The sequence below is a fragment of the Streptomyces sp. P9(2023) genome, assembly GCF_032436795.1.
GTDB lineage: Bacteria > Actinomycetota > Actinomycetes > Streptomycetales > Streptomycetaceae > Streptomyces.
The window spans coordinates 230973-249421 of sequence record NZ_JAUPWM010000005.1 but is presented as its reverse complement, the minus strand read 5'-3'; the positions used below and the strand labels follow the sequence as shown (position 1 = coordinate 249421).

Annotated in this window: 20 protein-coding genes; 13 read left to right on the top strand and 7 right to left on the bottom strand. The window is 71.8% G+C overall.

Features of this window, described 5'->3' with window-relative positions:
• The first annotated feature begins 23 nt into the window (after positions 1–23).
• Complete coding sequence (locus Q5762_RS10500; RefSeq protein ID WP_399494870.1) at positions 24–335, top strand: L,D-transpeptidase; 312 nt, start codon at positions 24–26, stop codon at positions 333–335.
• Positions 336–494: 159 nt separating this feature from the next.
• Here the strand turns inward: Q5762_RS10500 and Q5762_RS10495 are convergent, their stop codons facing one another.
• Positions 495–1547 (bottom strand): hypothetical protein, encoded by a 1053-nt coding sequence (locus Q5762_RS10495; protein ID WP_315891732.1) that lies wholly within the window; start codon positions 1545–1547, stop codon positions 495–497.
• Positions 1547–2212: an RNA polymerase sigma factor gene (locus Q5762_RS10490; protein ID WP_315891731.1), complete on the bottom strand. Its 666-nt coding sequence runs from the start codon at positions 2210–2212 to the stop codon at positions 1547–1549. The genes Q5762_RS10495 and Q5762_RS10490 overlap by 1 nt, the downstream gene beginning before the upstream one ends.
• 419 nt (positions 2213–2631) lie before the next feature.
• Here Q5762_RS10490 and Q5762_RS10485 point away from each other — a divergent pair, with 419 nt between their 5' ends.
• Positions 2632–3366, top strand: a complete 735-nt coding sequence (locus Q5762_RS10485; RefSeq protein ID WP_315891730.1) for a Clp protease N-terminal domain-containing protein — start codon at positions 2632–2634, stop codon at positions 3364–3366.
• Between the two features lie 50 nt (positions 3367–3416).
• On the opposite strand, the gene Q5762_RS10480 is transcribed toward Q5762_RS10485, so the two are convergent.
• From Q5762_RS10480 to Q5762_RS10470, 3 genes are all read right to left on the bottom strand, one after another.
• Positions 3417–3965: a hypothetical protein gene (locus Q5762_RS10480; protein WP_315891729.1), complete on the bottom strand. Its 549-nt coding sequence runs from the start codon at positions 3963–3965 to the stop codon at positions 3417–3419.
• 62 nt (positions 3966–4027) lie between these two features.
• On the bottom strand, positions 4028–4663 hold the full coding sequence (locus tag Q5762_RS10475) for a DUF4328 domain-containing protein (RefSeq protein WP_315891728.1): 636 nt from the start codon (positions 4661–4663) through the stop codon (positions 4028–4030).
• Positions 4664–4789: 126 nt separating this feature from the next.
• Positions 4790–6436 (bottom strand): glycoside hydrolase family 20 protein, encoded by a 1647-nt coding sequence (locus Q5762_RS10470; RefSeq protein WP_315891727.1) that lies wholly within the window; start codon positions 6434–6436, stop codon positions 4790–4792.
• A gap of 287 nt (positions 6437–6723) precedes the next feature.
• On the opposite strand from Q5762_RS10470, the gene Q5762_RS10465 reads away from it, so the two are divergent.
• The 7 genes from Q5762_RS10465 (at position 6724) to Q5762_RS10435 (ending at position 12756) form a co-directional block, all read left to right on the top strand.
• Positions 6724–7263: a 2-oxo-4-hydroxy-4-carboxy-5-ureidoimidazoline decarboxylase gene (locus Q5762_RS10465; RefSeq protein ID WP_399494868.1), complete on the top strand. Its 540-nt coding sequence runs from the start codon at positions 6724–6726 to the stop codon at positions 7261–7263.
• 194 nt (positions 7264–7457) lie between these two features.
• A complete protein-coding gene (sdhC, locus tag Q5762_RS10460) occupies positions 7458–7838 on the top strand; it encodes a succinate dehydrogenase, cytochrome b556 subunit (protein WP_189948009.1) in 381 nt (126 codons plus the stop codon).
• Positions 7839–7846: 8 nt separating this feature from the next.
• Complete coding sequence (locus tag Q5762_RS10455) at positions 7847–8323, top strand: succinate dehydrogenase hydrophobic membrane anchor subunit (protein WP_315891726.1); 477 nt, start codon at positions 7847–7849, stop codon at positions 8321–8323.
• A 25-nt stretch (positions 8324–8348) separates the two neighbouring features.
• Positions 8349–10103, top strand: coding sequence for a succinate dehydrogenase flavoprotein subunit (gene sdhA / locus Q5762_RS10450; protein ID WP_315891725.1), 1755 nt, complete (start codon positions 8349–8351; stop codon positions 10101–10103).
• Positions 10103–10861 (top strand): succinate dehydrogenase iron-sulfur subunit, encoded by a 759-nt coding sequence (locus Q5762_RS10445; protein WP_315891724.1) that lies wholly within the window; start codon positions 10103–10105, stop codon positions 10859–10861. The genes sdhA and Q5762_RS10445 overlap by 1 nt, the downstream gene beginning before the upstream one ends.
• A gap of 123 nt (positions 10862–10984) precedes the next feature.
• Positions 10985–11533 carry a hypothetical protein gene (locus Q5762_RS10440; protein ID WP_315891723.1) on the top strand — a complete coding sequence of 183 codons (549 nt, stop codon included), beginning with the start codon at positions 10985–10987 and terminating at the stop codon, positions 11531–11533.
• Between the two features lie 119 nt (positions 11534–11652).
• The gene (locus Q5762_RS10435; protein ID WP_315891722.1) at positions 11653–12756 is read left to right on the top strand and encodes a serine hydrolase domain-containing protein; all 1104 of its coding nucleotides are present in this window, start codon (positions 11653–11655) and stop codon (positions 12754–12756) included.
• A gap of 18 nt (positions 12757–12774) precedes the next feature.
• Here the strand turns inward: Q5762_RS10435 and Q5762_RS10430 are convergent, their stop codons facing one another.
• A complete protein-coding gene (locus Q5762_RS10430; protein ID WP_315891721.1) occupies positions 12775–13305 on the bottom strand; it encodes a MarR family transcriptional regulator in 531 nt (176 codons plus the stop codon).
• 86 nt (positions 13306–13391) lie between these two features.
• On the opposite strand from Q5762_RS10430, the gene Q5762_RS10425 reads away from it, so the two are divergent.
• Together Q5762_RS10425 and Q5762_RS10420 are read left to right on the top strand one after the other, a co-directional pair.
• Positions 13392–14630, top strand: a complete 1239-nt coding sequence (locus Q5762_RS10425) for an MFS transporter (protein ID WP_315891720.1) — start codon at positions 13392–13394, stop codon at positions 14628–14630.
• A gap of 49 nt (positions 14631–14679) precedes the next feature.
• On the top strand, positions 14680–16386 hold the full coding sequence (locus tag Q5762_RS10420; RefSeq protein ID WP_315891719.1) for a DUF4132 domain-containing protein: 1707 nt from the start codon (positions 14680–14682) through the stop codon (positions 16384–16386).
• Positions 16387–16521: 135 nt separating this feature from the next.
• Here Q5762_RS10420 and Q5762_RS10415 read toward each other — a convergent pair whose 3' ends face one another.
• Positions 16522–17313 (bottom strand): alpha/beta hydrolase, encoded by a 792-nt coding sequence (locus Q5762_RS10415; protein WP_315891718.1) that lies wholly within the window; start codon positions 17311–17313, stop codon positions 16522–16524.
• Positions 17314–17471: 158 nt separating this feature from the next.
• On the opposite strand from Q5762_RS10415, the gene Q5762_RS10410 reads away from it, so the two are divergent.
• Together Q5762_RS10410 and Q5762_RS10405 are read left to right on the top strand one after the other, a co-directional pair.
• Positions 17472–17906 (top strand): hypothetical protein, encoded by a 435-nt coding sequence (locus Q5762_RS10410; RefSeq protein ID WP_315891717.1) that lies wholly within the window; start codon positions 17472–17474, stop codon positions 17904–17906.
• A gap of 10 nt (positions 17907–17916) precedes the next feature.
• The gene (locus Q5762_RS10405) at positions 17917–18336 is read left to right on the top strand and encodes a DCC1-like thiol-disulfide oxidoreductase family protein (protein WP_315891716.1); all 420 of its coding nucleotides are present in this window, start codon (positions 17917–17919) and stop codon (positions 18334–18336) included.
• The last annotated feature ends 113 nt before the right edge of the window (positions 18337–18449 follow it).

Here is an 18449-nt window from a genome sequence, read left to right as displayed (position 1 = left end):
CGTCATACGCGGAGACCCGGACGCTGGCCTGGATGATCGACGGCAAGGTCGTCTCGTCGATGGACGTGCGCTTCGGTTCGGAGAACACCCCGACCCGCGAGGGCATCTTCCAGGTCGACCGGAAGGTCCGTAACGACTGGTCGAAGCTGTACCACACGCCGATGCCGTACTCGATGTACTTCAGCCGGGGCCAGGCGGTGCACTACTCGGCGGACTTCGCGGCCCGGGGCTACAACGGGGCCTCGCACGGCTGCGTCAACGTCCGGGACAAGGGGAAGATCGCGGCGCTCTTCGACAAGGTGAAGGTCGGCGACAAGGTCGTCGTGCACTGGTAGTCGTGCGCGGCTGTCGTTGAAAGGGGCGCGGGTGGGACCGGGGGAACGTGTCCCACCCGCGCCGGGTGCGCGGAGCCGAAGGTACGGGGGGAACCCCGGCTCACGCGCGGCCGATGACCAGTCGGCTCACTAGGTACTGCGCCGACGGGCCGAAAAGTGTCACACCGTGTTCATCGAGGCGACCGCGACCAGGTCCCGGGCGCGGTCGGGGGCGAGGTCCGGAGCGCGCAGAGCGCTTGTGCGGCGGGCGTCGTCCCGCCAGTCGCCCCACTGGCCGCTCTCGCCGTCGCCGCGGCCCTCGGAGCCCGTTCGATCACCCTCGCCCGAGGAGTCCTCGTCACCCTCACCGCCGGCGTTGCCGCCCGAACTGGTGGGCTTGCCGCCCAGGAGGCGGTCGCAGAAGCGGCGTACGGTCTCGCCGTCACGGGCCGACTTCGCGAGTCTGTCCTTGGCGGTGTCGTCGATGCGTCCGGCGCGGAAGTCCTTGCACGCCTTGACGAGCCTGTCGCGGGACGGGTCGCCGCCCTGGTCCGCCGGTCCGCCGCTGGTCCCCGGTTCCGGGGTGACGTCACCCTTGCCGCCCGGGCCTTCCGACGCGCCCGTACCGCCCGGACCGGCTATGGCCGGGGGCGTGGACGACGTCTCGGGAGAGGCTGAGCCGCTGTCACCGGCCGGCGGCGCCGAGGGCGTACCCGTGTCGGCGTGCGGGCCCGGGGACGGTGAGGAGTCCGGGCTGTTCGAGGCGATCGGGCCGGGGGTGTCCGCGGCCGAGACGGAACCGGCCGGAGTCGGGCCGTCCGTGGTGAAGGGCAGCATGCCGGTGCCGGAGGCGACGGCGACTCCGCCGACCGCCACGGCGGCGACCGCCGCGGCGAGGCCGTACCGCAACGAGCGGCCCCAGCTCCGGGCGCCGTGCGCCCGGGTGATCCGTACCGCGTCGAGTTCGGCCACGGCGTGGGAGGTGTGCGCGGCGGGGCGCACCGCCCGGCCGCGTTCGGCTGCGGCCTTACGGAAGGCGGCCAGGGCGGCCGCCTCGCCGGGGAGTTCGGCGTCCGCCGCCCGAAGGACGGGGTGCGGGCGGGCCGCGGCGAGGGCCTGGGCAAGGCGTTCGGCCTCGGCACGGGAGTGATCGTCGACGGCGTCGACGGGCTCACCGCGCAGCAACCGCTCCGCGGCGTCCTGGTCGAGCCACTGGTACCGCTCGTCGGCCATCACATGTCCTTCTGCGTACGCGCGCGCGATTGCGTCACACCACCGGGGGCCGGAGCCCCCGGTCTGCGACCGCGCTGCGGCGGTACGCCCCCGAGGGGCGGCGCGCCGCCGTCGCCCTCGACGCCGAGGAGTTCGGCGAGCCGCTTGAGGCCTCGATGGGCCGCCGTCCGTACCGCGCCGGGGCGCTTCCCCAGGGTGTCGGCGGCGCTCTTGGCGTCCAGGCCGACCACGACGCGCAGGACGACGGCCTCGGCCTGGTCCTGCGGGAGTTGGGCGATGAGATGCATGGTGTCGCCGGTGGCCAGTGCTTCCAGTGCCTCGTCCGCGGTGTCGCACGCGGCGGGCTTGTCGGTGAGTTCGGTCTCGTCGCCGCTGCTGGCGGGGCGCCTGCCCCGCATCCGGATGTGGTCGAGCGCGCGGTTGCGGGCGATCCGGGCGGCCCAGCCGCGGAACCGGTCGGCGTCGCCGCTGAAGCGGTCGAGGTCACGGGCTATCTGGAGCCAGGACTCCGAGGCGACGTCCTCGGCGTCGGCGTCACCGACGAGCGAACGCAGATAGCCGAGGAGCCGGGGATGCACGGTGCGGTACACAGTACGGAAGGCGTCCTCGTCCCCGTTCTGCGCAGCGAGCACCGCGGTTGTCAGCTCCGCGTCCTCCCCCAGCACTCCCCACCCTGTTCGTCATCACGGCTGTTGCTCATCACGGCTGGTCACACCGCCGCACCGGCTGGCACGCAGGAGACGCTACGTCCTTCTCCGCCGCCCCGTCCACGTTCGTCCGCTCTTTGTGCAACCTGCAACCAACTTGGGACATGAGCGGTGGTGTGACAGAAAACGCTTGTATGGCGCTGAACGGAGTACGGGGCCGTGCTGCGGCTCCGTAGACGACGACCGGGGCCTCTCCTGTGGGGGGTGGCGGCCCCGGTCGTCTTCCTTTCCCGGCCCGTTTCAGGTGCCCACTTCTTCTCTCCCTCTTCGCGAACCGCGCCCGACGCCCTCGGCCGCGGCTTTCCCGCGCCCTGCCACACCCTCGAACTGTCAACCGATGGTTGACAGCCATGGACTGTCAACCTAGGGTTGCACTCATGACGAAACCAGTCGGCATGACCATCCCCGTCCGGCTCGACGACCTCATCGAAGTGATCAAGCAGAGCAACCCCGACGCGCTCGACCAGCTGTCGAACGCGGTGATCGCGGCAGACCACCTCGGCGACGTGGCCGACCATCTGATCGGGCACTTCGTCGACCAGGCCCGGCGCTCCGGTGCCTCCTGGACCGACATCGGCAAGAGCATGGGCGTCACCCGCCAGGCGGCCCAGAAGCGCTTCGTCCCCAAGGACCCGGACGCGGAGAAGATGGACCCGAACGCGGGGTTCAGCCGCTTCACGCCCCGGGCCAGGAACGTCGTCGTGGCCTCCCAGAACGAGGCCTCGGCCGCCCGGAACTCCGAGATCGGCACCGGCCACGTGGCCCTCGGCCTGCTCGCCGAGCCCCAGGGGCTCGCGGTGCACTGGATCACCTCCCAGGGCGTGACGGCCGAGGCGCTGCGCGAGGCGATCACCCCGACGCTGCCGCCGGCGGCCGAAGAGGTGCCCGAGCTCATCCCGTACGACGCGGCGGCGAAGAAGGTGCTCGAACTGACCTTCCGCGAGGCGCTCCGCCTCGGCCACAACTACGTCGGCACGGAGCACATCCTGCTGGCGCTCCTGGAGTTCGAGGACGGCGACGGGGTCCTGACGGGCCTCGGCCTCGACAAGGCGCGGGCGGAGTCGGACATCGCGGCGACGCTCGAACAGCTCGTGGTGAAGCCGACGGAGTGACGGCAGGCGTCCGGCCGGGCGGTCCGGGCGCTCCTGCCCCCTCGTACCCCTCAGGCCGTACGGGCCCGGCGGGAGACGACGGCGCGGAGCACCCGGCCGCCCTCCGTGGAGAGTTCACGGGCCCGGCGCAGACCGGTCGGCCCGTGGGCGACCGACTCCAGGACCGCCTGCTGCCGGCGCAGCTCGCCCGCGAGCAGCGGACCGGCCCCGGCCGGGTCCCCGGCGCGGCACCGCTCGATCAGCTCGTCGGTGACCTCGGCGGCCTCGTACCGGCCGTGCAGGGCGAGCGCGCTGACGGAACATCCGGCGGCCCACATCCGGAGCGGCGCGTCGGCCCACTCGGCGGGCGCGACGCCGAGCATCTCGCGTACGAGCCCGGCGGCGTCCCCGGCGGCACCGGCACCGTCCAGCTCGACGCGGGCCTTGGCGATCGCCTCGCCCCAGGCCTCGCCGTCGCCCCGGGCGACCGCCGCCCAGACGGGCCGCAGCACATCGCCGCCCTCGGGGGCGAGCAACGGCAGACAGCGGTCCAGACAGGCGAGCCCGGCGGCGGCGAGACTCCGCTCGTCGGCCCGGTCGATCAGATCCAGCAGGCTCATCGAGGCCTCCCGTCGCGGTCGCGGCACTGCCTCTTACTGCGCCGCCTGGCGAGATTTCGTCACTACGCGGCCGGAATCATGCCAGTGGCCTTGCGGTGCTGCATAGAGGTCAGACGGCGGACGAAGAGGATGGCGAGGACGGCGGCGGCGATGTCGAGCACGTAGCCGAGGAGCGACACCTGCGCGGCGGTGACGTACGCGTCGACGTTGTCGGCCCGCTTGTACAGCTGCGCCGCGACCCTGTCCACGACCACGTCGAGGACCCAGAGCGTCCACCAGCTGTTGAGGAGCGTCAGCTCCCGCTTCCCGTCGGCGGCGTACGGCTCCCAGCGGCTGGCTCGCCAGATGTCGGCGGCGATCCCGCGCGGGATCCACAAGTTGGCGATGGGGATGAACCAGCCACCGATGGCCCAGCCGGGGCCTCGGCTCTGCAGGTCGCCGGCCCATACTGCGGCGTTGGCCCGCAACCGGTGGAACCAGATGATGAAGACGATCGCGGTCGCCACGTAGAGCGTGAAGGCCACGCTGTAGACCACGTTGAGATCGAGCGCCCCGAACACGGCCGGGTCGTAGGTGACAGCGACGTCGTCGGAGACCAGTGCGCGGACTTCGAACAGGGCCTGCAGGACATCGAGGGCGATATTGCCGCCGAGCAGGCACACTACGGCGTACGACAAACCGTTCGGATTGCGGAGCATGAGCATCGTGGTGCGATCCCCCCAGGGATGAACGGCGCCCCTCCCCGAGGCACCGGCGCGGGCGAGCGGCCGCGGCGGAGCGACCGTACGCGAACGGAACCCCGCCGTCCATGGGGAAACAGCTGGTCAGCCGCGCACGTTCACGGCGAGCGCCCTGAACTGGTCCCAGCTCATCGTCGGCGTCCGCGCGTCCCACAGCTTCTGGGACGTCGCCGTCAGCGGCATCCGGATGCCGTCGGCGACCTGCGTCGCCGTCTGCGCCTGGGAGAGGTCGCACCAGACCGCGAACCGGCCGCCCAGGATCTGGGGGTCGTACCGCGCCGGGACCGGGGTCGTGCCGCGCAGCACCCGCGGGGTCCACTGCTCGTAGATGCGGCGGCCGGTGGGGTACGTGAACTCGTTCGGCTCACCGAGGACGTAGTAGAGGAACTCGTCGTTGAGGTTCACGACCTTGCGGCCCTCTTGGAGGTACTCGATCGGCGGCCGGGCCCCGATCTCCTTGCCGGTCCAGTAATCGACCTCGATGCGCTGGTCGGCGCTGACGACTCCGCCCGAGAAGAAGCCGTCGTTCCAGGCCTTCGCCACCTTGCCCGTGCCGCGCACCACGGCCGCCCGGTCGTTCAGCCAGCCCTCGGCCAGGTCCTGGACGCCGGCCTGCGGGCCGTACTTCTCGCGCGCCGCCGTGGCCAGCTGCGGGTAGGAGGCCGCGGGGGAGCTGACGGTCAGCGCCTGGTACTCGTCGGCGCCGACGTGGAACCAGCCGCCGGGGAACAGCCCGGCGTACTCGCGCAGCAGCTCGTCGATGAGCTCCGCCGAGGCGGGCTTGGAGATGTCGATGGCGGCCTGCCGCGGAACCCCGTTGACGTTCCGCAGCTGGAGGTCCGGGTGGGCGCGCAGGACGGCGCCGAGGTGTCCGGGCGAGTCGATCTCGGGCACGACGGTGATGTGCAGGGTCTGCGCGAGGGCGAGGATCCGGCGCACCTCGGCCTTGGTGAGGTGCTGGGCCGAGACGATCTCGGGGTGGGTGTCCGACTCGATGCGGAAGCCCTGGTCGTCGGAGAAGTGCAGGCCGAACTGGTTGAGCTTGAGGTCGGCCATCTCGCGGAGCCGTGCCTCGATCCACCCGGCCGTGAAGAACTTGCGCGCGATGTCGACGTTCAGCCCGCGCTGCGGCTTCGCCGGCGCGTCGGTGACCGTTCCCTCGGGCATGGCACCGGAGCCGTTCACCGACTGCTTGAGGGTCCGGGTGCCGTAGAAGACGCCCGCCTGGTCGGGGCCGGTGATCCTGACCCGGTTCTCGCGGGTGGTGAGCGTGTACGACTCGGGGGCGCCCGTCCCGCCGAGCGCCAGCTCGACGTCGCCGGCCCGTGCGGCCACGGCGCCCCGGTAGGCGATCTTGAGCTCCCCCGCGAGCAGTCGGCCCTCGTCGGCGAGCCCCTCGCTGCCCGCCGCGACGACGACACCGGCCTCGGGCGCGGGTCGCCAGCCCGGTCCGCGGGCCGCCTCGTGGGCGCGGACGGCGGGGACCGTGAGCGGGGCGGTGGAGAGGGGGTACGTCCGGGTGGGCGTGGGGCTCGGCGGCGGGGGTGTGGTCGCCGGCGCGCTGGTGACGGGGGACGGCGTACCGGCGCCCGACGTCGGGCCCACCGGGCCGTCGGACGAGCCGTTCGAGCAGGCCGTCACGGTGACCAGCGCCACCGCGGCCGCGAGGGTGAGGCCCGCGTGGGACCTTCGGCTGAGGCCCGCGTGGGGCCCTCGTATGGCGTACCGCATCACTCGGCATCCTCCCTCAGGGGACGGGGTGGGGCCATTCGGAGCACCGGAGCCGGTACCGGAGCCGGGACCGGAGCCGCACCGTAGCCTGCGTCGACGCCGTCACCGGAACCGAACTCCGATCCCGAACGTCACTCACACGTTCCGAAACTCTCCCTTCCGGGTGAAATTCGCGCATCCGTCGGACAGTTCCCCCGCCCCGTCGATAACGTTGCGTCACACCCACCCCACCTTTCCCGGAGTCCACGCTGACCAGCGACACCCGCGCCCCTTCCCGGAACCGGAACCTGGGCTCCGCCACCACCCCCGCGACCCCGGCGATACCTGCCCAGCAGGGCGACCCCCTCGCGCGCTTCAACGCGCTCCCGGCCGCCGTCGCCCAGGAGCTGCTGCTCTCCTGCTGCCACAGTCACCGTTGGGCCGAACGGGTGACCGCGCACCGCCCGTACCCGACGCTCGACGCGCTGCTCGCCGCCGCCGACGAGGCCGGTTACGACCTGTCCGTCGCCGATCGCGACAAGGCGCTGGCCGCCGAGTCCTCGGCCGTGCCGCACCCCGACGCCCCGCCCGCCGCGCACACCGCGCTGCGGGCCGCCCACGCCGCGTACGAGAGCCGCTTCGGGCACGCGTTCGTGATCAGCCTCGACGGCGTACACCCCGGTGAGCGCCTCGACCAGGTGCTCGCGGGGATCCGGTCGCGGCTCGGCAACGAACCGGACGAGGAGCGGGTGGTCGCCGCCGACGAGCTGCGCCGGCTGGCCCGCGCCCGACTCGCCCACCGCGTCCGCGTGGCCGGTTCTCCCGCACATCCGTCCGGAATGCGGTGATTCAGGCCGTCATGACAGCCTGCCCATAGGCCGTCCGTAGTCCTTCTGTGCCTCTTTGATCACACCGATGGACCCCGCGCGAGCGAACCGACAACTCGTCGCTACGATGACCAGGGCCGGTGGACCGTACCCGGCCGGGTCAGACCGACAGAGAAGCCGGCCGACCCTGATCCCCGCTCCCGGAGGGTTTTTCCGTGCCGGCTGGAACGCTGTACCGCGGCCGGGAAGGAATGTGGAGCTGGGTGGCTCATCGAGTCACCGGCGTCCTCATCTTCTTCTTCCTGTTCGTACACGTGCTGGACACCGCTCTCGTCCGCGTCTCCCCCGAGGCCTACGACGAAGTGGTCGCCACGTACAAGACGCCGATCGTCGCACTCCTCGAGTACGGCCTCGTCGCCGCCATCCTCTTCCACGCGCTGAACGGCCTCCGGGTCATCGCCGTGGACTTCTGGTCCAAGGGCCCGCGCTACCAGAAGCAGATGCTCTGGACCGTCGTGGGTATCTGGGTCGTGCTGATGGCGGGTTCGATCTACCCCGTCCTCGGCCACGCCGCACGTGAACTGTTCGGGAGCTGACGCCAGACATGTCTGCTGACACCACTTCCGCGATCGGTCCCGTCGAGGGCGCCGCCCACTACGACGTGGAGAACCCGGCCCCGTACATCGAGGCCCCCCGCAAGCGCACCGGCAAGACGCCGCGGGCCACGCGAGGCAACTTCGAGATGGCCGCGTGGCTCTTCATGCGCCTCTCGGGCATCGTCCTCGTCGTCCTGGTCCTCGGCCACCTGCTGATCCAGCTCTTCCTCGACGGCGGCGTCTCCAAGATCGGCTTCGCCTTCGTGGCCGGCCGCTGGGCCTCGCCGTTCTGGCAGGTCTGGGACCTCCTGATGCTCTGGCTCGCCATGCTGCACGGCGCCAACGGCCTCCGCACGGTCATCAACGACTACGCGGAGCGGGCCAACACGCGCCTGTGGCTCAAGGGCCTGCTGTACACCGCCACGGTGTTCACCATCCTTCTGGGCACGCTGGTGATCTTCACCTTCGACCCGAACATCCGCTAGGCACGGGGCTGAGGTAATCCACGTCATGAAGATCCACAAGTACGACACCGTCATCGTGGGCGCCGGTGGCGCCGGCATGCGCGCCGCCATCGAGGCGACGAAGCGCAGCCGCACCGCCGTGCTCACGAAGCTCTACCCCACCCGCTCCCACACGGGCGCCGCGCAGGGCGGCATGGCCGCCGCGCTCGCCAACGTGGAGGAGGACAACTGGGAGTGGCACACCTTCGACACGGTCAAGGGCGGTGACTACCTGGTCGACCAGGACGCCGCCGAGATCCTGGCGAAGGAGGCCATCGACGCCGTCCTCGACCTGGAGAAGATGGGCCTGCCGTTCAACCGGACCCCGAACGGCACCATCGACCAGCGCCGCTTCGGCGGTCACTCGCGCAACCACGGCGAGGCGCCGGTCCGCCGGTCCTGCTACGCCGCGGACCGCACCGGCCACATGATCCTCCAGACGCTGTACCAGAACTGCGTCAAGGAGGGCGTGGAGTTCTTCAACGAGTTCTACGTCCTGGACCAGCTCATCGTCGAGGTCGACGGGGTCAAGAAGTCCGCCGGTGTGGTCGCGTACGAGCTGGCCACCGGCGAGATCCACATCTTCCAGGCCAAGGCCGTGATCTACGCGTCCGGCGGCACGGGCAAGTTCTTCAAGGTGACCTCCAACGCGCACACCCTGACCGGTGACGGCCAGGCGGCCTGCTACCGGCGCGGTCTGCCGCTGGAGGACATGGAGTTCTTCCAGTTCCACCCGACGGGCATCTGGCGCATGGGCATCCTGCTGACGGAGGGCGCCCGCGGTGAGGGCGGCATCCTCCGCAACAAGGACGGCGAGCGCTTCATGGAGAAGTACGCGCCGGTCATGAAGGACCTCGCGTCCCGTGACGTCGTCTCGCGCTCCATCTACACGGAGATCCGCGAGGGCCGCGGCTGCGGTCCCGAGGGCGACCACGTCTACCTGGACCTGACGCACCTTCCGCCGGAGCAGCTCGACGCCAAGCTCCCGGACATCACCGAGTTCGCCCGTACGTACCTCGGCATCGAGCCGTACACGGACCCGATCCCGATCCAGCCCACCGCGCACTACGCCATGGGCGGCATCCCGACCAACGTCCAGGGTGAGGTCCTCAGCGACAACACCACGGTCGTCCCGGGTCTGTACGCGGCCGGCGAGGTCGCCTGCGTGTCGGTGCACGGCGCCAACCGCCTCGGCACCAACTCGCTGCTCGACATCAACGTCTTCGGCAAGCGCTCCGGCATCGCCGCCGCCGAGTACTCCGCCAAGCACGACTACGTCGAGCTGCCGGAGAACCCGGAGTCCCTCGTCGTCGCGCAGATCGAGAAGCTGCGCAACTCCACGGGCAGCGAGCGGGTGGCCGACATCCGCCGTGAGCTCCAGGAGACGATGGACGCCAACGTGATGGTGTTCCGTACGGAGCAGACCATCAAGACGGCCGTCGAGAAGATCGCCGAACTGCGCGAGCGCTACGAGAACGTGTCCATCCAGGACAAGGGCAAGCGCTTCAACACGGACCTGCTGGAGGCCGTCGAGCTGGGCAACCTGCTCGAACTGGCCGAGGTCATGGCCGTCTCGGCCCTGGCGCGCAAGGAGTCCCGCGGCGGTCACTACCGCGAGGACTACCCGAACCGCGACGACGTCAACTTCATGCGCCACACGATGGCGTACCGCGAGGTCGGCGAGGACGGCTCCGAGACCGTGCGTCTCGACTACAAGCCGGTCGTCCAGACCCGCTACCAGCCGATGGAGCGTAAGTACTGATGGCTACCCCCGTACTGGACAAGGTCGAGGCGGAGTCCGCCGCCTCCCCGTACATCACGGTCACGATGCGGATCCGCCGCTTCAACCCCGAGGTGTCGGACGCGTCGGTCTGGGAGGACTTCCAGATCGAGATCGACCCGAAGGAGCGTGTGCTCGACGCCCTTCACAAGATCAAGTGGGACGTCGACGGCACGCTGACCTTCCGCCGCTCGTGCGCGCACGGCATCTGCGGTTCGGACGCGATGCGGATCAACGGCAAGAACAGGCTCGCCTGCAAGACGCTGATCAAGGACATCAACCCCGAGAAGCCGATCACGGTGGAGGCCATCAAGGGCCTCACGGTGATGAAGGACCTCGTGGTCGACATGGAGCCCTTCTTCCAGGCGTTCCGGGACGTCATGCCGTTCCTGGTCACCAAGGGCAACGAGCCGACGCGTGAGCGTCTGCAGTCGGCCGAGGACCGCGAGCGCTTCGACGACACCACCAAGTGCATCCTGTGCGCCGCGTGCACGTCGTCCTGCCCGGTCTTCTGGAACGACGGGCAGTACTTCGGCCCGGCCGCGATCGTCAACGCGCACCGTTTCATCTTCGACTCGCGTGACGAGGCGGGCGAGCAGCGCCTGGAGATCCTGAACGACAAGGACGGCGTGTGGCGTTGCCGTACGACGTTCAACTGCACGGATGCCTGCCCGCGTGGCATCGAGGTCACGAAGGCGATCCAGGAAGTGAAGCGCGCGCTGATCACGCGCCGCTTCTAGTTTTCTGACGGTTCTGGTCTTCTGACAGTTCCGGTCTTCTGACAGCTGGTCACAGTGGGGAAGCCCGCTTCTGTACGCTCTGCGTGCAGGAGCGGGCTTTTCGTTGTGGAGGACGGGGTAGAGATGAGTGAGCCGAACCCATACGCGGACGGTGAGTACCAGTGGGGGCCCGGGCAGCAGGGGGGAACCCCGGCGTACGGCTATCCGCAGGCGGGGACGCCCGGTTACGGGTATCCGCAGGCGGGCTCCCCGGGCGTGCCCGGGTACCAGCCGACCCTGCCCGGCGTGCCGGTGCCGCCGCAGCACCCGCCGGTGGCCCAGGGCGGCGGCGCGCCGCTGCTGGCGCTCGGGGACATCACGGTGGTCGGGGACCAGATCATCACGCCGGCCGGTGCGATGCCGCTCAAGGGCGCGGTGTGGAACCCGATGGACATGTCGCGGACCGAGGAGAAGATGCCCACGGTCGCGATCGTGCTCGCGGTCATCTTCTTCATCTTCTGCCTGCTGGGTCTGCTGTTCCTGCTGATGAAGGAGAAGACGACCACAGGCTTCATCCAGGTCACCGTGACGAGCGGCGGCCGCCACCACTCCACGATGATCCCGGCGACGGGTCCGGACACCATCCACCGGGTGATGGGCCAGCTGAACTACGCGCGCTCGCTGAGCATGTGAGCGCGGTTTAGGGGTTCACGGGGGTTGGGGTCCGGGTCGCGTCAGGGGCCGGCCAGGGGTGTCCCCGATGGTCCGGGCGGGCCTGCGGGCGGGAACCTTGATCCATGACGAACTCACGGATGAGCACGGCGCGTTGGACGGCGGCGCTGGCGACGGGTGCTGCACTGGCGAGCATGGTGGGCCTGGTGGCGGCGAGCGCGCCGGCGAGCGCCGCCACCGTTACCGTCACTACTGCCACGGCCACCACCGCCACCACTGGCTCGGCCACGACTGCCACGGCCCCGGCGCACGGCCGGATCGACGCCGCCGCCCTGCGGGCCGCACTCGGCGGGCTGCCCGACCCGTACGTACGCGGGGCGATGGTCACGGTCACCGGACGGGACGGCCGGTGGACGGGGACCGCCGGGGAGTGGACGGCTCCGGTGGACGGACAGTTCGCCGTCGGCAGCGTCACGAAGCTGTTCACCGCCGCCATCGCGCTCCAACTCGTCGGCGAGGGCCGGTTGTCCCTGGACGACACGGTCCAGGACCTCCTCCCGGGCCTGCTGCCGAGTTCCTACGCGCCGATCACCGTCGGGCAGCTGCTGAGCCACAGCAGTGGGCTGCAGAAGCCGGAGTGCGCCCGGCCGGGGACGCCGGTCGAGGTCGTGACCTCGGCGGTGTCGTGCGGGACGCCGAAGGCCCCCGGGGCGACCGTCCAGTACAACGGGATCAACTACTTCCTCGCCGGACTCGTCATCGAGGAGGTGACCGGCCGGTCGTACGGCGAGGAACTGCGCGACCGGGTCGTGCGGCCGCTCGGACTGCGCCACACCTCTCTTCCCGCCGACGACTGGGCGTGGGCCGAGGGCGGTCTGGTCTCCACCGCCGGCGATCTGCGGCGCTTCATGAACGTGCTGATGCGTGGCGGGCTGCACCGCCCGGCCGAGCGGACGTCGCTGTTCACCGTGCCGCCCATACCGGGCGCGAACTTCAGCTACGGCGGGCTGATGCGCACTCCCGCGCCGGGTGGCGGCCCGCTGGTCTGGGGCAAGACGGGGACCAACCGGGGGTACACGAGCGGGGTGTTCGCCACGCCCGGCGCGGACCGTGTCGTCGTCTACTCCACGCTCACGACAGGAAAGGACGCCACGCAGGAGACGGACCGGGTCCTGCGGATCGTGGGGGCGGCGTTCAAGGGGTACGGGGAGGTGGCCGGGGAGCGGGGGGCCGGGGGCGTGTAGCGGAGGCGGCCGAGAGGCTCAGCCGTGCCAGGGTGGGGTGGTCGTGCCCTCCTCGGCCAGCACCATGATCCGGCGGAGGAGGTCGTTGAGGAGAGTGCGCTCGTCCTCGTCGAGGACGCCGAGGAGCCGGTCCTCCTCGTGGCCGAGGACGTCCATCGCGCCGAGCCAGGTCTCCCGGCCGGTGGCGGTGAGTTCGACGACGACCCGGCGGCGGTCGGTGGTGGACTGTGTACGGCGGACGAAGCCGCGCCGCTCCAGGGCGTCGAGGCGGCCGGTGACCGAGGCGGGGGCGAGGTCGAGGTCCTGGGCCAGCTCGGAGGGGGCGGCGCTGCCGCCGCGGCCTGCGAGCTTGTGGAGCGTGTCGAACTCGTGGCGTTCGAGTTCGAAGTCGACGAGGGACTGTTCGCGTACCCGCCGTAGGTGGACGGAGAGCTTCTTCATCCGGGTGACGGCGCCCTCCACGACCGGGTCGAGGCCGGGCAGGACGGGCTGCCAACGCTCCACGTGCTCGTCGGTCCAGTCGCGCGGCGTGGGCTCGGTCGGCTCCATGGATCGATCGTACGTCGCCGACGGCGATTCTTCGGGGTCGAATATTTCGTTGACGAATCATTCGGTACCGAAATAATCTCGCCTCCATGCCCATCGCCCCCGTCGGCTCGGACGCGGCGACCCCGTATCCGAAGGCGCCCGCCCCGCACCCGCTGCGCACCCGGTCCTTCCGGCTCCTGTTCACCGGCCGCGCCCTCTCCCTCGTCGGTGACGCCCTCGTCCCCGCCGCGCTCGCCATCGCCGTCTGGGAGGCCACCGGATCGAGCTCCGCGCTCGCGCTCGTGCTGGCCTGCGCGATGGTGCCCAAGCTGCTCCTGCTGCCCGTCGGCGGAGTCGTCGGGGACCGGTTCGACGCCCGTACGGTCGCGCTGGTCACCGATCTCGTCCGGTGCGCGGCCCAAGCCCTCGTCGCCGTCGAGCTGTTGGGCGGGACGCCGTCCCTCGGGGTCATCGCCGGCGCCGAGTTCGCGGGCGGAGCGGCCGCCGCCTTCGCGATGCCCACCAGCGCGCCGCTGATCAGGGGGACGGTGGCCCCCGAGGCGCTCCAGCGCGCCAACGCGGCCATGGGCGTCGCGGTGAGCGCGAGCCGGCTCGCCGGGCCCGCCCTCGCCGGGGCGCTGGTCCTCACGGTGGGTGCGGGCTGGGCGTTCGCCCTGGACGCTGCGACGTTCGCGGCCAGTGCCGCGCTGCTCCTCGCCGTACGGGTGGAGCGGGTGCGGATCCCGAGCGCCTCGCTGCTCGCCGACCTCAAGGAGGGCTGGCGGGAGGTCAGGTCGCGTGACTGGTACTGGACGAGCCTCGTCGGCCACAGCGCCTGGAACGCCGCCGCGGCCGTCCTGATGACCCTCGGCCCGGGGATCGCGCTCACCCGACTGGGCGGCACGACCGTGTGGATGGTGTTCCTCCAGGTCGGCGCGGTGGGCTTCCTCGGCGGTGCGCTGCTCGCCGACCGGCTGCGCCCCAGCCGCCCGGTCCTGACGGCGAACCTGGGCCTCGCCACGTACGCCCTGCCCCTGGTCCTCCTGGCGGTCGCCGCGCCCGCGCCGGTGACCATCGCCGCGTACGGGGTCGCGCAGGCGGGCCTCGGCTTCCTGTCCCCCGTCTGGGAGACCGCCGTCCAACGGGCCGTCCCGGCCCATGCCCTGGCCCGCGTCACCTCCTACGACTGGCTCCTCTCGCTGGCCGCCATGCCGCTCGGCTACGCCCTCGCGCCCCTCGCGGCCTCCGCCTGGGGACCGGAGGTCCCGCTGATCGCCGCGGCGGTCCTGGTGGGCGGCTGCTGCCTGGGGACGGCGCTTGTGCCGGGGGTGCGGAGGTTCGGCTGACGACCTCATGACGACCCGGCTGTCAGTGCGAACCCGTACCGTCGTGGGCATGGTGGGGACGAAGCTGGAAGTCAGGCTGTACGAGGCGGGGGTGCGGCAGCGGACCCAGGGGGGTACGGCCGTCCGGGACCTGCTGCACGGGCTCGCGCCCGACGAGCTGCGCCGGGCCGCGCTGTGGATACACCGGAACCAGTGCCGGGGCGGCGCGGACCGGGTCTCCGACTGGAGCGTGTCCTGGCTGGCCGGGCAGGAGCTGGGGTGGTCGCTCTCCCAGGCGGAGGAGCTGCTTGAGCGACTGGTCGGTGTGATGGCGCTGGTCGATCCCCTGCAACTGCTCCAGGAGTACGGGCCGTTGATGCGTCTCCCGCTGGCCGCCGTCCGCGAGGCCGCGGCCGGCGAGGCGGGCGCCTGCGACCGGGCGCTGCTGCGGGCCGCCAGGAAGGCGTCCCTGTCGGCCTGGGGCGACCAGGCGGAGGGCTCGGAGAACGCCGCGATACGGGAGGCCCTGGACCGGCTGATCGGCCCGGAGGTGCCCGACGCCACCGGGCTGCCGTGGTCGCTGCTCGACGACGAGGACGCGTACGGGCCGCGGATGCGGGCCGAGCACCCGGAGCTGCTCGCGGCGGACGGTGTGCCGGCGTTCCTGGCGCACTGCGCGGCGCTCGACAAGGCCCGGCCGACCCGGAAGTGGCAGGCCGCGGCCGGGGAGCTGCTGGCCGCTGTGGACCGCGGCGACGTGCTCGTGCGGGCGCTGCTCGACGGACTCGCGGGACAGGCCGAGCACTTGGTGGTGGCGCCGCACTCGCTGGGCGTCCACCGCGAGCGGGGCCTGGTCGGCGAGCGCAATGCGGCGGTGGTGCGCGGGGCACTGTGGACGGCGGCCGGCCTGACCGGTGCCTGGGTGGTGCCCGCCGTGGGTGCGGTGGCACTGAACGCCGGTACGGGCACGGGCGGTTCGGGCGGGGTCTGCCGCAGCGCCAAGCTCGCCTCGGCCGGTGTCGCCTTCCTCGGCGCGTGCGAGGAGGAGCGGGCCGCCGACGCCGTGGCGTGGCTCGGCCGCCTCCAGGGCAAGGTGCGCAACCGGACGGTGGCCAAGGGCATCGCGAAGGCCCTGGAGGCCGTCGCCGGGCGGGCCGGGCTCACCCCGGCCATGCTGCGCGAGCGCGGCGTCCCGACGCTCGGCCTGGACGGGCGCGGGGTACGGGAGGTGGCGCTCGGCGACTACACGGGGGTGCTGTCGCTGCGCGAGCCGGGCGTGCCGGCGCTGTCGTTCCGGGGGCCACAGGGGCGGGTGCTCAAGTCGGCGCCCAAGGCCGTACGGGAGGCGTACGGCGACCGGCTCGGCGAGCTGAGGGCGGCCCTGAGGGAGCTGCGCGCCCTGGTGGTGGTCGAGCGGGCACGCCTGGAGGACCAGTTGACGGGCGGGACCACCTGGTCCGGGGCGGACTGGGAGCGGTACTACATCGACCAACCGGTCACCGGCGCCGCCGCCCGCGCCCTGGTGTGGGAGGCCACGACGGACGGCGAGCGGTGGACGGCCGGTCTCCCGGAGCGCATCGGGGGCGGCTGGGCCCTGGCCGGCCCGGACGGCACGGCGACGCCGGTGGGCGAGGGCGCGCGGATACGGCTCTGGCATCCGGTACGGGCCGACGCCGACGACCTTGCCGAGTGGCGGACGGAGGCGACCGCACGGGAGCTCAGCCAGCCCTTCCCCCAGATCCTCCGCGAGGCCGACGACGCCCCACCCACCGCGTAACCGACGCCCGCACCCGCCCACCACCGTGTGAGCGGCACCCGCCCACCACCGTGTGAGCGGCGGGTGGAGCCGGGGTGGGAACCGCCCGAGCGGGGCCACACCCACAACGCGGGCGGCGGGGGCGCCCCCGTCCGATCAGCCCCCTGACGCGGCAGCGGCCGTACCCGCGACCGCCGTCACGAACTCCGCAATGAGCGCCCCCGTCTCCTCCGGGCGTTCCAGGGCCGGGAGGTGCCCCGCCCAGTCCAGGTCGATGTGCTGGGTGTCCGGCAGGACCGCGGCCAGCCGGCGGGCCATCTCCCGGAAGTCCGGCACATCATGCGCCCCGGAGACCACCAGGCACGGCACCACCACGCCCGCCAAGTCCCCCGCCGTCACGCCACTGTCCACCGGGCCGAACTCCTCCGGCGCGGCGAGCTGTACGTCGAAGGCGCGCCGCTGCATCACCCGTACCAGCTCGCGCGCCTCGGCCCCGGCCTCCGGGCCGAGCCAGGTGTCGACGTTGAGCGCGACCGCGCCGTCGAGGTCGCCCGCCTCGATCAGGTCGTCCTCGCGGCGGCCCCACGCGCGCAGCGCGTCGCTCGCCGCGAATCCGGGCATGACGGCGCAGAGCAGGACGAGCGCGGAGACCCGGCCCGGGTGGCGGACGGCGACCTCCAGGGCGACCTTGCCGCCGAAGGAGGAGCCGACGACGGCGGCCCGCTCGATGCCGAGGGCGTCGAGGAGCTCCACGAGGTCGTCGCAGTGGGTGTGCGGGCGGTCGACGGGGGTCTCGCCGAAGCCGCGGAGGTCGCAGCGCACCACACGGACACCGGCGGCGGCCAGCGCCGCGAACTGCGCGTCCCACATCCTCCGGTCGCAGACGCCGGAGTGGAGCAGGACAACGGTCGAAGGGCCTTCACCGGCCAGGTCATGAGAGAGCATCACGCGCCACCCTAGGCGGCTGGGCGTGACGACCGCGTGCCCTTTTCCGCGCGGACCTCACCCTCGCTCCGTATCGCCTCCACTCCCACTTGAACATGTTCAAGTCGAGGTCTACAGTCATTCCCAAGAAGCTTTTGAACACGTTCAAGGGAGCGTGGGGCATGGACCTCACTGTCGTCGCGTACATCGCCTACCTGCTGATCAGCGTGGCTCTGACCATCTGGGTCGCCCGCACCCTCAGCCGTAACGGAAGGATCTTCCTCGCCGACGTCCTGCACGGGAACGAGAAGCTCGCCGAGGCCGTGAACCACCTCCTGGTGGTCGGCTTCTACCTCGTCAACTTCGGCTTCGTCGCCCTCTACCTCAGCCAGGACGAGGCCGTCGTCGACGCCCGGGCGCTCTTCGAGGCCCTGTCGGTCAAGCTCGGCGTGGTCCTCCTCGTCCTCGGCGTGATGCACCTGGGCAACGTCTACGTCCTCAACAAGATCCGCCGCCGCGGCGTCATGGAGCGCGAGCAGGTCCCGCCGGTACCCCCGCAGGGCTGGACCGGCCCCGCGGCCAAGGGCCCCTGGGCTCCGCCCGTCGCCGAAGCGTGAGGTGGGACGGATGAGCCGGCCCGTCACCCCCGTGCACCGCCTCACCGTGCTGTACGACGCCGACTGCCCGCTCTGCGTCCACCTGCGGGCCTGGCTGCTGCGGCAGCGTCAGCTCGTACCGCTCGACCTCGTCCCGGCCGCCTCCCAGGAGGCCGTGCGCCGCTTCCCCGGCCTCGACCACGCCTCCACCCTCAAGGAGATCACCGTGATCGGGGACCGGGGGCAGGTCTACCGCGCCACCTCCGCGTGGATCGTCTGCCTCTGGGCCCTGGCCGAGCACCGCCCCAAGGCCCACTGGCTGGCCACGCCGGCCGGACAGCCCTTCGCCCGGGCCACCGTCCTCGCCGCCGCCAGGTGGCGGGAGGCGATCAAGGGGGCCGGCCCGGCCTGCGAGGACGGGCACTGCGGAGTGCCGGGCGCGCCCGGTTAGGCTCGGGGACTGTGAAGGACGTGAAGGAAGTGCAGCCCGCCGAGCCCGAGCCCACCGAGTCCGAGCCCACCGGGGCCGCCGCCGAGGCCAATGACCCGGCCAATGCCCCGGCC

Coding starts and splice junctions, on each gene's coding strand:
- Q5762_RS10410 (WP_315891717.1), top strand. CDS start 17,472: ATGGACCTCACTGTCGTCGCGTACATCGCCTACCTGCTGATCAGCGTG.
- Q5762_RS10430 (WP_315891721.1), bottom strand. CDS start 13,305: ATGGAGCCGACCGAGCCCACGCCGCGCGACTGGACCGACGAGCACGTG.
- sdhA (WP_315891725.1), top strand. CDS start 8,349: ATGAAGATCCACAAGTACGACACCGTCATCGTGGGCGCCGGTGGCGCC.
- Q5762_RS10495 (WP_315891732.1), bottom strand. CDS start 1,547: ATGGCCGACGAGCGGTACCAGTGGCTCGACCAGGACGCCGCGGAGCGG.
- Q5762_RS10475 (WP_315891728.1), bottom strand. CDS start 4,663: ATGCTCCGCAATCCGAACGGTTTGTCGTACGCCGTAGTGTGCCTGCTC.
- Q5762_RS10480 (WP_315891729.1), bottom strand. CDS start 3,965: ATGAGCCTGCTGGATCTGATCGACCGGGCCGACGAGCGGAGTCTCGCC.
- Q5762_RS10405 (WP_315891716.1), top strand. CDS start 17,917: ATGAGCCGGCCCGTCACCCCCGTGCACCGCCTCACCGTGCTGTACGAC.
- Q5762_RS10445 (WP_315891724.1), top strand. CDS start 10,103: ATGGCTACCCCCGTACTGGACAAGGTCGAGGCGGAGTCCGCCGCCTCC.
- Q5762_RS10455 (WP_315891726.1), top strand. CDS start 7,847: ATGTCTGCTGACACCACTTCCGCGATCGGTCCCGTCGAGGGCGCCGCC.
- Q5762_RS10435 (WP_315891722.1), top strand. CDS start 11,653: ATGAGCACGGCGCGTTGGACGGCGGCGCTGGCGACGGGTGCTGCACTG.
- Q5762_RS10420 (WP_315891719.1), top strand. CDS start 14,680: ATGGTGGGGACGAAGCTGGAAGTCAGGCTGTACGAGGCGGGGGTGCGG.
- Q5762_RS10425 (WP_315891720.1), top strand. CDS start 13,392: ATGCCCATCGCCCCCGTCGGCTCGGACGCGGCGACCCCGTATCCGAAG.
- Q5762_RS10485 (WP_315891730.1), top strand. CDS start 2,632: ATGACGAAACCAGTCGGCATGACCATCCCCGTCCGGCTCGACGACCTC.
- Q5762_RS10440 (WP_315891723.1), top strand. CDS start 10,985: ATGAGTGAGCCGAACCCATACGCGGACGGTGAGTACCAGTGGGGGCCC.
- Q5762_RS10470 (WP_315891727.1), bottom strand. CDS start 6,436: ATGCGGTACGCCATACGAGGGCCCCACGCGGGCCTCAGCCGAAGGTCC.